The sequence below is a fragment of the Algoriphagus algorifonticola genome, from assembly GCF_007655305.1.
GTDB lineage: Bacteria > Bacteroidota > Bacteroidia > Cytophagales > Cyclobacteriaceae > Algoriphagus > Algoriphagus algorifonticola.
In genome coordinates this window covers 22,265-34,777 of record NZ_VLOG01000041.1, presented here as the reverse complement: position 1 = coordinate 34,777, position 12,513 = coordinate 22,265, and the positions used below count along the sequence as shown (strand labels likewise).

Below are 12,513 nucleotides of genomic sequence, written 5' to 3'. Positions count from 1 at the left end.
TAGGCATTACATCTCCTCTTTTCCATTTTTCCTTCGAATCTCGGACTGCCGCATAGGCATGGAGTCTATTTGACGCATCAGGGATTCCATTGGAACTGCCCCAGCACCCTGATTTTTGATTCCGCCATCAAGTCCGATCAGCAACCAGTTTTCTTCAGATTTCAGGTTTTGCGATAGTTTCACAAAGCTTTTTTCGGCCAATTCCTCTTCCAGATTTTTCCAAAGGATCTTTCCTTCCGAAACATGCACCAAGAGTAATTTTCGCTCTTCCAATTCCTTTTGATGATTTTTTATCCAGGTTTGATCAAAGCCGGAAGAATCAAAAACCACGACAATCCGCTTTTCCCAACGGAAATCATCCAAGGACTTGGGCTGTTGCAAAAAACTCATACAAACTATACTTAAAAGGATCCAATACATACTTAAGTAACTTAAGCAGAGGCCATTTGGTTTGATCCAATTCAAGTTCGAGTATTTAAGATTTTGTTATTCTATTCACTCCACAAAAATGGTGGCATTGGGATCCTTTTGGATATCAAGCTTTTCAACTTTCGAAGGAACCTTCATCCATTTTCCAGGACCTATCTTCCCTGATATCTGAGTTATTTCTCCATTTAGAAATAGTTGCTCATTCCGGAATTCGAGCATGAATTCATTCATTCCACCAAGTAAAAAGTCATATCCTTGGGCAGAAAAATAAAGGGCATCTTGTTTCACTTTTTCGAATTCAACATTGCTTTTATCTAAAATAATCAGCTGATTCAATCGATTTACTTTCAAAACAAATCCACCATTGGGTGCCTGCTGAAGCTGGTCTATAAACAAGGTGTCATTGGAAACACGAAAATTCTGAATTGGCTTGGTTTGGTTCGGATTAACATTTCCTCCATAAATCGATACATATTCCAAAGCAGAAGAGTCAGCCTGGACAATTTTTAGAAAACTGGCATTTTGAACTACCAAAACCGAAAATTCATCCAAGGCTATTTTTTCAGTTTTGATTTCCTTTGCCACTTTAAATGGGAGCTGATCTGAGGCTTTGAAAGAAATAAATAAGGTCAAAACCAAAGAAACCCAGACAAAGCTGAGAAATCCGACTATAATTTTATTGCTTGTTTTCATGATCATTGGATTTTATGACTTGAAGTAATTCGGCTAAATCTTGAGAATTCAATTTTAGAACCTCGACTTTGTGAATGATACCAGGAAGTTCCTGCTCAAAAAACTCCCTCTTTTGGATTCGCTGGAGTTGAGTTGTTGCATCGGAAGCGATGAAAAAACCGATCCCCCGCTTATTCTCAATTATCCCCTCTTCCTCCATCAAACTATAGCTGCGCATCACCGTGTTTCGATTCACTTCTATATCCGCTGCCAGCTCGCGGACTGACGGAATTTTTTCTCCAGGCTGTAGCTTCCCGGTGAGGATTTGATCGATTAACCAATCCCGGATTTGTAGAAAGATGTTTTTGTGTTCGCTAAAATCCATCTTATACCTGCTTTTCTTTCAGCTTAAAATAGGCTACGACATAGGATAAAACCACCGCTAGCCAAATCCAGAAGGCTGACATGATTATTATCAAAGGCGTATCAGGAAGCAATTCAGGCTGATCAACCTTGAGGATTTCATATTTCACTTGTCCATTTAGAGTTAAAGTCCCTGGATCCATTATCCATGATAATGCGATAGAAGTCGCGCTAATTGCCAAGTAGGCGACTATCAAACTGAATGGCATCCAGATAAAATTATACTTTCCAAAAATCAAACTTCCCGCCCAACTCAAAGATGGAATCAAAGCAAAAAGACCCAATAAAATTAATTTGATAAAGAGTAATTGTTGTCCAAAATTTTCAATTAACCAAATACCCTTCCACTCCAAAACCCCTACATAATCTATAGTGACATTTTTGAATACAATTGGACCAAACAATTGGAATAAGCCCAATCCCAAATTGGAAGCAATCCAAAAGATAAGGGGATAAATGAATAACAAGCCGGCCATTTTAATTGAAAGTTCGACTATATATTTCTCTGCGATGCTTGCTGGCAGCATCAAATAGCTTTTTGCATTTTGAGGGTTTCGAAGAGCTAAGAAGCTTTGCCCCAACCAAAGCAAGCAAATGACAAAATACCCAATGAAAAAAATTTCTTTTACATATCCTGTTTCAAAAGTGAGATAGCCTTGATTGGAAAATAAAACCACTTGGAAAGCAAGAATAATCATTCCAATTAACCCCAAGAAGGCAGTCAAATAAGTCTTTTTAGAGAATGCCCAATAATATTGGAGAAGCCAGCCCATTCTGGTCAAGCTGATTGTGTTAGCCGTTTTCATGTTGTAAGGGAATTAGTTTTTGAAAGAAAAGAAGCTATTGGAACACCTGAGGTGACCCCTTCGAAGAGTAATTCGAGGTTTACTACCGTTTGGGCTTGAGTAGTTCGCTCCTGAATGAATTGGACCCCAAGTGCCGTAGGATGAGAAAAAATTGCATCTGGTACATCCGATTGACTGACTCCAAAATGAAGCGAATCAGCCAATTCGCTAAGGTCTGCATGCAGTTTGATATGCCCTTGATCCAAAATCATAACACGATCGAGTGTGTTCTCCAAATCCCGAATCAAATGGGTGGCAATCAAAACAGTCTGATCTTCACCGAGCAGTGAGATTAATTCTTTCCGAAATATAGACTTGCTCGAAATGTCTAGCCCATTGGTAGGCTCATCCAATAATATCAGCGAGCAACCCGAACTCAAGGCTATCGCTAAACCAACCTTTTTCTGTTGACCAAAGGATAGGTCTTTTATTTTTTCTTGAGAATTAACTTCAAACCGTTGAAGCAGTCTTTCGAAAGTCGAAGTATCGAATCGCGGGTAAAAAGGCTGCAAAACCTTTCGGTAGCTGTGAGCGGATAAATGTCCCGGAAGAAAATTTTCATCGGGGACAAAGAAGACTTCCTGAAGAAAGTTAGCCTCCCTCAATTGGGGCGAAAACCCCAAAACAGACAGTTCCCCCTTTTTTGGGAACAATAAGCCAGCTAGGATTCGAAGAAAGCTGGACTTCCCCACCCCATTCTTTCCCAGGATCCCCACGATATTTCCTGGCTGGCACTCCCAAAAAAGATCCTTAAAAAGTGGCTTCTCTTTCAGATAGGAAAAAGCAAGATTTTGAATAGCAATCATATCAATTGTATTAGTGTCATAATATACTATGACACTAAACTACAAATTAATTTTGAAAAAGCTATTTCTGGGAAAAATTTTCAGATTCTTTTTTTTACCCACGCCAAAATCATCTCTAAAACCTTATCTCTATCCAAATCATTGAGTAATTCATGATAAGCTCCATCGATTATTTCAATTGTCTTATCTTTTGAAGCAGATTTTTCAAAAAGCAATTTAGAGCCTTCCGGATTTGTTAAGCGGTCGGCAGTGCCATGCATGACCAAAAAAGGGAAATTAAATTTTTCAGCATTATCCTGGATAAACCGCATCATTTGAAGCAGTTCGTAACCTGTCCGAACAGGGATTTTTCTCTGAAATACCAAGGGATCATTTTTATATTTTTCCACTTCCTCAGGAATTCTGGATATCCCACTGATATCCAAAGCAAGTGCTGGAAGTTTAGGAGTTATTTTATTGAGAATTCCAGAAATAGCAATCAGAATAGCAGAAGTCCCCTCGGCTTCTTTGATTGCAGGAGCAGAAAGGATTATTCCCTGGGTTTCCGGTTGATATTTAAGCGCATAAGCAACTGCCAATCCCCCACCCATACTGTGCCCAAAAATAAAGGAAGGCACTCCAGGCACATAGGCTTTCACTTTTCCATACAAAGCATGAATATCTTCCAGATAACTTTCATAGGAATCAAAATAAGCAGTCGGTTTATCCTGCGAGGACTGTCCATGCCCTCTTCCATCAAATGTAAAAACAGAGACACCCAACTCTACCAAACCTTCTACTAGGCTATAATATCTTCCGCTATGCTCTCCCAAACCATGGATCAAAAGCAAGGAAGCTTTAGGGGCTCCCGACATCCAGGCTTGTAAATAGAGTTGAACTCCATCAGGAGCAGTGTAAGATGTTTCAAGATGCTGCATATACCAAAGGATATTAGGACTTAGGAATAAAAGGTAATTAAAATACCTTTGAAAACAACGAATGATAAAATTAAATACCTTTAAAAACCTGATTTAAACAGGATTAAGGACATTTTTACAATTGAACTAAATAGTATTTTAATCCTGAAAAATGACCGATAAACAGGTAATTTATCCAAAGATCACAAAGCTGAAACTAAACTAAACCCTCACCCCGAATCTCGTGTATGAGAATGGGTAATGTCAAAGAAAAATCCTACTGCTCATACGGAGAGTAAGGCTTTTCTCTTAGTTTAGTTGATCCCGACATTACTATAGAAAGCCCTGTGGTGGGGCTTTCTTTTTTTTGTTTTAAAGCCAATTCAAAAGTTCATATCTTCTTATTTTTCAATTGCTTATGTTTCTATTTTTTTGTAAATTTTATTACACAAACCCAAAAAGCTATGGAAACTTCAGGCAAAATTCAGCATTGGGCTGACACACATCACCCCAGCTGGCTAGACTTCATTAGAATCGCTCTTGGACTTTTTATTCTTTATAAAGGAATTTTATTTATCTCTAATACTGGAGCTTTGTTAGAGATTATGAAAAATAGTGAACTACAGTTTTTCAATCTTGCGCTGGCTCATTATGTAGCTTTTGCACATTTGGTTGGTGGCTTATTGATTGCGCTTGGTTTGGTAACTCGATTTGCGATTATTTTCCAGTTACCCATTCTCTTTGTAGCCGTCTTTTTCGTCAATATAGAGCAGGGGTTTCTCTCTGTTTCTAACAACCTGGAGTTTGAACTTTCCCTAATTGTATTGATTCTTCTTTTTGTTTTCCTTTTTTACGGATCAGGAAGAGTATCTCTGGATTATTGGATGAAAAAGCATCCGAATTGGTAAAAAAATTTCTTTTAATGTTTATCGAGAAAAGAAGGCAGCCAGAACGACTGCCTTTTTTGATTCTTTGCATTTTTTAGAAAAATTGTACTAAAGCTAATTGTAGGGGTGACAGGATTTGAAACTAGGACCATCCTGACCATAGTCAGGATACGCTAACCGTCCCTTTTCATCAATTCCAAATATCTCTTCGCACCCAAATTTTTGATTTTCTTTTCTAATTTCATTGCTTCAGCTCTTGAATTAGTCAATTCAGAGTGAACCAAAACCCAAGGAGTACCTAACCGGGTAAATCGCTCTCTTCCAGAATTGTGCCTTTCTAATCGTTTATCAAGATCAGATGTCTGCCCAACATAATATTTACCGAGCCTTTCTGAAAAAAGTATGTAGACTACAAACTCCATAAACAAAAAATATTTGAAAGAGAGACTTTTGAAATTGCCAAGGTGAACCTGACTTTGTTAGCACGACCATCCTGACCACAGTCAGGACATGCTAATCATCGACTTTCTAATTATTATGTAGGGGTGATCCTGACTTGGTCAGGACGACCTCTCAGACCAGAATCAGGACATGCTAACCGTAACACTTCTAATTATTATGTAGGGATGATCCTGACTTTGTCAGGACGACCACACGCCCCCCAGACGTGCACGCTAACCGGACTGCGCCACACCCCGAATTGAAGAGCGAATTTACATGATTCTGATTTTTTGCCAGTCGAATTAACTTTAAAAAATGTCGACTATCCGTTTTTTTCTTTAAAAAAAACAGGTTGACTGACAATTTTGCAACAAACTTCGCACAAGCTGACTTTGGGATTGATTTTTTCGGCTTTACGAATGGCTTCTAATCCATTGTTAAAAGGGCCTAAATAATCTCTGTTTAAAGAATCCGGAATTAACTCACAATCTCTGTGGTGCACCTCATGACTCCCCTCTGAATTTGCCACGGAAGATAAATAAAAGAATTTCATGTGTTTGGCTGAAAGTTGAACATCAAAAATACGCCCCAAAAAAACGCAAAAAAATACCCTATACAGGGTATTTTTAGGGGTAAAACCTTCACTTTTAAACTAATTTATTAACAGAAAGGAAATTTTAACCTGAAAGTTTCGCTATTCTCCAAAGAATATTTTAGTGCCTATTTTTCAGAAATCAGTAAAAAATTACTGAGAATACCTTTGATACAAGTGTTGCCATTCTTCATCCAAACTTAACTCAGGCCTCCGCTCTCCTGCCCTTGTATACCAATAATCAGCATTCCATAAATCCCCTTCTTTTCTATGCAAGTAAGCATGGACTCTAGCCGCGGATTTCCCACCCAATTGATCTACCTGTTCATGAGCCTTGTCCCAATCCCCATGGAAATCGTACCAAAGCGCTTTCAACTCAGGAGAAAAACTGGAATCTGGTTCTGTAGTATTTTTAAATGATTCTAAATCCATGGCTTAAAGTTGTGTAAATATTAAACTCTCACCAAAAGACGGTTTCTGATTTTTGCCTGCATAGAGTCCAAAATTCCTAAGTAAGCGATCTCTTGAAATAATCTATTTTAGGATTCAAGGGATTTATTTTACCGAAAATCATAAATCCATCAAATCAAAGCACTTAGACTTATCCTCAGTAAATTCAGAGTTTCTGTAAAGAATTAACAGTAGATATTTAAAATCTTTGAGATTTTTTCAATAAACATTGGAAATATAGGGCTTTACCCAAAATTTCTTTGGAGTTGGCAGGTAAGAGAGAAATTCTATATTTGCCCAATTATTTATTAACCAAACACAACAGCGTAAACAAACTTTATGGAACAAGCGGTGATTTATTTGGTCCCGGCACTGGGGATACTAGGCTTGATCGTCATGGCAATCAAGTCAGCCTGGGTAAACAAACAGGAAACAGGTGACAAAAACATGGTGGAATTGGCAGGATATATTGCTGATGGAGCCATGGCCTTTCTCAAAGCAGAATGGAAAGTTTTATCCTATTTTGCGGTCATCGCAGGAATTCTGTTGGCCTATTCAGGGACAACAGTTGAAACCTCCAGCCCACTTATTGCCGGTTCTTTTCTAATCGGAGCAGTATTCTCTGCTTTTGCAGGATACATAGGAATGAATATCGCTACCAAGGCGAACGTTCGAACCACTCAAGCTGCAAGAACTAGCTTGAAGCAAGCACTGAAAGTTTCCTTTACCGGAGGTTCAGTAATGGGGCTGGGCGTGGCAGGATTAGCCGTGCTAGGATTAGGTTCTTTGTTTATCCTTTTCTACCAAATGTATGTAGTCAGCGCAGGTGCTGGAGTCAACGGAGTAGAAATGGAAAAAGCCCTCGAAGTATTGGCTGGTTTCTCATTGGGTGCAGAATCCATTGCTCTTTTTGCAAGAGTTGGTGGTGGTATTTATACTAAAGCCGCTGACGTAGGTGCTGACTTGGTAGGAAAAGTTGAAGCTGGAATCCCGGAAGATGACGTAAGAAACCCGGCAACTATTGCGGATAATGTGGGTGATAATGTAGGTGACGTGGCTGGTATGGGTGCTGACTTATTCGGTTCCTATGTAGCGACTATCTTGGCAACCATGGTTTTGGGAAGAGAAATTGTTTCCGATGATCAGTTTGGAGGAATTGCTCCAATTCTTTTGCCAATGGTACTTGCAGGTTTGGGGATCGTATTCTCTATTATGGGAATGGCCTTTGTAACAGTAAAAGATGACAAAGGAGATGTGCAAAAAGCGCTCAATATGGGCAACTGGTCTTCTATCATATTCACGGGTATAGCATCCTTTTTCGTTGTTAAACACATGCTTCCTGAGACTTTGGAAATCCGAGGATATGAATTCACTAATATGGATGTTTTTTATGCCATCATTCTTGGTTTAGTTGTAGGTACATTAATGTCCATCATCACCGAATACTATACAGCAATGGGCAAGCGACCTGTGATGTCAATAGTCAGACAATCGGCAACCGGTCACGCAACCAATATTATTGGTGGACTATCTGTAGGTATGGAATCAACTGTTTTACCAATTTTGGTTTTAGCTGGTGGTATATATGGTGCTTACGAATTTGCGGGGCTTTATGGTGTGGCAATCGCAGCGGCCGGTATGATGGCTACTACTGCCATGCAATTAGCAATTGACGCTTTTGGGCCTATTGCTGATAATGCAGGTGGTATCGCAGAGATGAGCCAGCTTCCGGAAGAAGTGAGAGGAAGAACAGATATTTTGGATGCTGTAGGAAATACAACTGCTGCCACAGGAAAAGGCTTTGCAATTGCATCTGCAGCTTTGACTTCTTTAGCCTTATTCGCTGCCTTCGTTGGAATTGCCGGCATTGATGCAATTGATATCTATAAAGCACCAGTATTGGCGGGCTTGTTTGTTGGAGGAATGATTCCATTCATCTTCTCCTCATTAGCTATTGCTGCAGTAGGTAGAGCTGCCATGGATATGGTAAATGAGGTAAGAAGACAGTTTAGAGAGATTCCAGGAATCATGGAATACAAGTCCAAACCTGAATATGATAAGTGTGTGGAAATCTCTACCAAAGCTTCTATCCGAGAAATGATTGCTCCAGGAGCTATTGCATTGATTACTCCAATTATTGTAGGATTTGCCTTTGGCCCAGAAGTTTTGGGTGGATTATTAGCGGGGGTAACTGTTTCCGGTGTATTAATGGGTATGTTCCAATCCAATGCAGGCGGTGCATGGGATAACGCGAAAAAATCCTTTGAAAAAGGAGTGGAAATCAACGGAGAAACTTTCTACAAAAAATCAGAACCTCATAAAGCTTCAGTAACAGGTGATACAGTAGGTGATCCTTTTAAAGATACTTCTGGTCCCTCCATGAACATTTTGATCAAGCTGATGTCAATTGTGGCTTTGGTTATTGCTCCTCATATTAGTGAGCGTCCACACGGAGAACCAATGGCTGAGCGTGTGGAAGTGAAAAAAGAAATAAAATACGAAGACGGAAAGAAGATTGTCACCGAGACAAAAACCATAGTGAAATAAAGAATTTCATTGACTGCGAAAAGGCTGTTCGATTACCGAGCAGCCTTTTTTTTATCCTTAAAATCAGTTTATTGCATTTTTTAAATATCTATAAATGCAAAATTTTGCAAAAAAACTTGCAAGATTTATTACGCCATTTTTTAGCATCCGCTAAAATAAATTATTAAATATTGTTGATTTTACACTCTATAAATTTTTAAATTAAGCTTTCAACCAAAATAGAGGATAATATTTTCTCTTAAAATTTCAAAAAAGATCTTTTCACGAGAGTTCTTATCAAGCAATCAACCCAAAGTAAGGTATTAGAATCTGGCATTTTTATGCGGTTTTTAAAGAAAATACTGATAACTACAGACTTTAAAACGGTAAAAAAATGCATAATTCTAGTTTTTGTAGAACCAATTTTAAACTCATAACATAAAATCACATGAAAAACAGCTACAAATCAGCGTTGCTTTTTCTGATAGGTTTTTTGGCTTGCATTCCTTTGTATGCCCAACAGACTGTTTCGGGAACTGTCACCGCTAAAGAAGATGGAGCGCCTCTACCAGGTGTCAGCATCGTCATTCAGGGAACCTCCACGGGAGTGGTATCTGATATCGACGGGAAATACAGCATTTCAGTTCCCAATGCCCAAGCGGTCTTGGTATTCTCCTTTATTGGCTTTGAAACACAACGAGTTTCTGTAGGCAACAGGAGCACACTTGACGTAAGTCTTGCAACAGAAACGTCCAATCTCGACGAGTTTATAGTAACCGCATTTGGTATTTCGCAGGAGAAAAAAGCTTTAGGTTATGCGGCTCAAAGCATCAATGCTGATGAGATCACCAAAACAAGACAGCCAAATGTGGTCAATGCACTTCAGGGTCAGGTAGCTGGTGTTCAGGTAACCAATTCTGGTGGTGCACCAGGGCAATCCGCCAGAATCATTATTCGAGGTATCAACTCCTTGGACCCTTCCGCAGACAATCAACCATTATTTGTGGTAGATGGAGTTCCTGTAGACAACTCGACTATTGAATCCAATGGAACGCCTCGCGGTATGTCCAACCGTATCGCTGACATCAACCCAAATGACATTGAGTCCATGTCCGTATTAAAAGGGGCGGCTGCTACAGCGCTTTATGGTGTTCGTGCTGCCAACGGCGCAGTAATCATAACCACCAAAAAAGGGAAGTCAGGACAGATTCGTGTAGATTTTAATTCTTCTTTAGGCTTCGATAATTTGGCAAAGCTACCTGAGCTACAGGATCAATTTGGTCAAGGTTTTAGCGGGGTTAGAAATGATTCCAGCTTCTGGCCTTCCTGGGGTGCCAATATTGCTGAGGAAAATGATCCGAATTATGTTTATCAGGATAACTGGAACAGAGCATTCAATACAGGAATGCAGTTCGATAATAGTTTAAGTGTATCAGGAGGTAATGAAGTAGCAACTTTTTACGGATCCTTTGGCAGACTGGATCAAGAAGGAATTATACCATTCTCTACTTGGGATAGAACCAGTGCAAAATTATCCGGTACAGTAAAGGCCAGTGAGAAATTTAACTTTTCCGGCTCATTTAACTACACCAACTCTGGAGGAAACAGAGTGCCTCATGATAGATTTTTGGAGCGGATGATGTATTGGTCAGAAACCACCGATGTGCGGGATTACATCAATCCGGATGGCACCATGAGAACTTATGGCAACACCAATCCGATCTATGATGCCCGATTTGCTACTTACGAAGACAATGTCAATCGTATCATAGGAAATATCAACTTGAATTACAGCCCAACAGAATGGCTGACTTTTTCATATAGATTAGGTATGGACAATTATTCGGATTCCAGAACTGAAATCACACCTGGTCCTATGGGTATTGATGGTGAGGTTCCATTAAGTTCTACAGGGTTTTTAGAAGAAACCAGAATTAACAGCAGGGACATCACTTCCAACTTTTACATCACCTTGAAGAAACAATGGAATTCTGATTGGAATACCAGTCTAAGATTAGGAAATGATGTGTTTGAAAGAAAGTTTGACAGGGTAACCGCTACTGGTACCAACTTCGTGATTCCAGGATTCTACAATTTGAATAATACGACTCAAATTTTTGCCTCTCAGGGTAAAAGCATCCGAAGATTGGTTGGTTTCTACGGAGATTTGATGGTTGATTACAAAAATTTCCTTTTCCTAAATATTACCGGAAGAAATGATATCTCCTCTACCCTACCTAAGAATAACAATTCCTTCTTCTATCCTTCAGTTAATTTAGGGTATGTATTCAGTGAGAATTTTGATCTACCATCATGGGTCACCTTCGGTAAACTGAGAGCATCATGGGCTCAGGTAGGTAAGGACACCAACCCTCATATTTTGGGAGCAACTTTTGTTTCTCCGGGAGTATTCCCTCTGAATGGGCAAGTTGGTTTCTCGAGAAACTCAACATTTGGCGATCCTAATCTAAGACCTGAAACGACTACTTCTGTTGAGTTTGGTACACAGTTCGCATTTTTTAATAACCGCGCAAGTTTGGATGTAACCTATTACAAATCCAATGCTGCAGATCAGATTATTCCAGTGCCGATTTCTGACGCAACTGGCTTCTCTTCCTACATTACAAATGCAGGAGAAATTGAGAACCGAGGATTTGAAATCGTTTTGGGAGGTACTCCAATTGAAAGAGGGGATTTCCGCTGGGACGTTACAGCTAACTTAACGACCAACCAGAATGAAATCAAGGCAATCAGAGAAGGTATTGATCAGATCGTTGTAGGCTCTCAATTCGGATATGCCGGAAGTAGAGTTACGATGATCTTGAAAGAAGGGCAGGCTTATGGAAATATTTATGGAAGTAGCTATATCCGACCTGGGGCTCCAGAAGGAACTGAAGAATTAAACAGAGATTTACCGGTACTTATTGGGGCAAATGGATTCCCAGTGAGAACAGGTAATCAGCTAATCTTGGGAAATGCAGTTCCAAAATTCTTTGGAGGCTTGAGAAACAACTTTTCTTACAAAGGACTAGAGTTTTCCTTCTTAATTGATTTCAGAGCAGGACTGGAGCAATATGACCAGTTTGGCAACTTCCTTTCTGCTTTTGGTAAACAAAAAGATTCAGAGAGAAGAAATGATTTCGTGGTTTTCCCAGGCGTTTTGGCTGATGGATCTCAAAACACGAAGGAAGTATGGCTGGGTCAGGGAGTTGGACCTGACGGAGTTAATTATGGAGCAGGTTATTGGAGAAATTATTACAGAACCACTTCCGAAAACTTTGTCAAAGATGCCAGCTTCATCAAACTGAGAAATGTGACTTTGGCTTATAATTTACAGCCAAACCTTCTGGAAAGAACTCCTTTTAGAACAGCCAGAATCTCCGTTGCAGCAAACAACATCATTCTTTACACTCCTTGGGATGGGTTTGATCCTGAATCTTTCTCTGCAGGAGCTGGTGGCAATGCTGTCGGATTCACCGGATTGGGATTCCCGGGGGTTCAAAGCCTATTCTTCACTTTGAATTTGGGATTGTAAACCTTTAACCA

At 39.6% G+C, this 12,513-nt stretch carries 12 protein-coding genes; 3 read left to right on the top strand and 9 right to left on the bottom strand.

The window, feature by feature from the left end; genetic code table 11:
- Positions 1–6: 6 nt before the first annotated feature.
- The 6 genes from FL972_RS10330 to FL972_RS10305 form a co-directional block, all read right to left on the bottom strand.
- Positions 7–390 (bottom strand): DUF4174 domain-containing protein, encoded by a 384-nt coding sequence (locus FL972_RS10330; RefSeq protein WP_186300100.1) that lies wholly within the window; start codon positions 388–390, stop codon positions 7–9.
- A 105-nt stretch (positions 391–495) separates the two neighbouring features.
- Complete coding sequence (locus FL972_RS10325) at positions 496–1,122, bottom strand: hypothetical protein (protein ID WP_144605317.1); 627 nt, start codon at positions 1,120–1,122, stop codon at positions 496–498.
- Positions 1,106–1,486, bottom strand: a complete 381-nt coding sequence (locus FL972_RS10320; protein ID WP_144605316.1) for a GntR family transcriptional regulator — start codon at positions 1,484–1,486, stop codon at positions 1,106–1,108. The genes FL972_RS10325 and FL972_RS10320 overlap by 17 nt, the downstream gene beginning before the upstream one ends.
- 1 nt (position 1,487) lies before the next feature.
- Complete coding sequence (locus FL972_RS10315) at positions 1,488–2,330, bottom strand: hypothetical protein (protein WP_144605315.1); 843 nt, start codon at positions 2,328–2,330, stop codon at positions 1,488–1,490.
- Positions 2,327–3,175 carry an ABC transporter ATP-binding protein gene (locus FL972_RS10310; protein ID WP_144605314.1) on the bottom strand — a complete coding sequence of 283 codons (849 nt, stop codon included), beginning with the start codon at positions 3,173–3,175 and terminating at the stop codon, positions 2,327–2,329. The genes FL972_RS10315 and FL972_RS10310 overlap by 4 nt, the downstream gene beginning before the upstream one ends.
- An 80-nt stretch (positions 3,176–3,255) precedes the next feature.
- Positions 3,256–4,092, bottom strand: coding sequence for an alpha/beta hydrolase (locus tag FL972_RS10305; protein ID WP_144605313.1), 837 nt, complete (start codon positions 4,090–4,092; stop codon positions 3,256–3,258).
- Positions 4,093–4,535: 443 nt separating this feature from the next.
- Here FL972_RS10305 and FL972_RS10300 point away from each other — a divergent pair, with 443 nt between their 5' ends.
- Positions 4,536–4,979: a DoxX family protein gene (locus FL972_RS10300; RefSeq protein WP_144605312.1), complete on the top strand. Its 444-nt coding sequence runs from the start codon at positions 4,536–4,538 to the stop codon at positions 4,977–4,979.
- Positions 4,980–5,131: 152 nt separating this feature from the next.
- Here FL972_RS10300 and FL972_RS10295 read toward each other — a convergent pair whose 3' ends face one another.
- The 3 genes from FL972_RS10295 to FL972_RS10285 all read right to left on the bottom strand — a co-directional run bounded on the left by FL972_RS10295 (position 5,132) and on the right by FL972_RS10285 (position 6,423).
- Complete coding sequence (locus FL972_RS10295) at positions 5,132–5,380, bottom strand: GIY-YIG nuclease family protein (protein ID WP_144605311.1); 249 nt, start codon at positions 5,378–5,380, stop codon at positions 5,132–5,134.
- A gap of 341 nt (positions 5,381–5,721) precedes the next feature.
- Entirely contained in the window at positions 5,722–5,952 is a 231-nt protein-coding gene (locus FL972_RS10290) for a hypothetical protein (protein WP_144605310.1), read from the bottom strand.
- A 192-nt stretch (positions 5,953–6,144) separates the two neighbouring features.
- Entirely contained in the window at positions 6,145–6,423 is a 279-nt protein-coding gene (locus FL972_RS10285) for a hypothetical protein (RefSeq protein ID WP_144605309.1), read from the bottom strand.
- Between the two features lie 357 nt (positions 6,424–6,780).
- Between FL972_RS10285 and FL972_RS10280 the strand changes: the two genes are divergently transcribed.
- Together FL972_RS10280 and FL972_RS10275 are read left to right on the top strand one after the other, a co-directional pair.
- A complete protein-coding gene (locus FL972_RS10280; RefSeq protein WP_144605308.1) occupies positions 6,781–8,988 on the top strand; it encodes a sodium-translocating pyrophosphatase in 2,208 nt (735 codons plus the stop codon).
- Between the two features lie 427 nt (positions 8,989–9,415).
- On the top strand, positions 9,416–12,502 hold the full coding sequence (locus tag FL972_RS10275; RefSeq protein WP_144605307.1) for a SusC/RagA family TonB-linked outer membrane protein: 3,087 nt from the start codon (positions 9,416–9,418) through the stop codon (positions 12,500–12,502).
- Positions 12,503–12,513 lie beyond the last annotated feature (11 nt).

What these genes read in the sequence shown, in the direction of transcription:
- FL972_RS10330 (WP_186300100.1), bottom strand. Translation starts at nt 390, where the DNA reads ATGAGTTTTTTGCAACAGCCCAAGTCCTTGGATGATTTCCGTTGGGAA.
- FL972_RS10325 (WP_144605317.1), bottom strand. Translation starts at nt 1,122, where the DNA reads ATGAAAACAAGCAATAAAATTATAGTCGGATTTCTCAGCTTTGTCTGG.
- FL972_RS10320 (WP_144605316.1), bottom strand. Translation starts at nt 1,486, where the DNA reads ATGGATTTTAGCGAACACAAAAACATCTTTCTACAAATCCGGGATTGG.
- FL972_RS10315 (WP_144605315.1), bottom strand. Translation starts at nt 2,330, where the DNA reads ATGAAAACGGCTAACACAATCAGCTTGACCAGAATGGGCTGGCTTCTC.
- FL972_RS10310 (WP_144605314.1), bottom strand. Translation starts at nt 3,175, where the DNA reads ATGATTGCTATTCAAAATCTTGCTTTTTCCTATCTGAAAGAGAAGCCA.
- FL972_RS10305 (WP_144605313.1), bottom strand. Translation starts at nt 4,092, where the DNA reads ATGCAGCATCTTGAAACATCTTACACTGCTCCTGATGGAGTTCAACTC.
- FL972_RS10300 (WP_144605312.1), top strand. Translation starts at nt 4,536, where the DNA reads ATGGAAACTTCAGGCAAAATTCAGCATTGGGCTGACACACATCACCCC.
- FL972_RS10295 (WP_144605311.1), bottom strand. Translation starts at nt 5,380, where the DNA reads ATGGAGTTTGTAGTCTACATACTTTTTTCAGAAAGGCTCGGTAAATAT.
- FL972_RS10290 (WP_144605310.1), bottom strand. Translation starts at nt 5,952, where the DNA reads ATGAAATTCTTTTATTTATCTTCCGTGGCAAATTCAGAGGGGAGTCAT.
- FL972_RS10285 (WP_144605309.1), bottom strand. Translation starts at nt 6,423, where the DNA reads ATGGATTTAGAATCATTTAAAAATACTACAGAACCAGATTCCAGTTTT.
- FL972_RS10280 (WP_144605308.1), top strand. Translation starts at nt 6,781, where the DNA reads ATGGAACAAGCGGTGATTTATTTGGTCCCGGCACTGGGGATACTAGGC.
- FL972_RS10275 (WP_144605307.1), top strand. Translation starts at nt 9,416, where the DNA reads ATGAAAAACAGCTACAAATCAGCGTTGCTTTTTCTGATAGGTTTTTTG.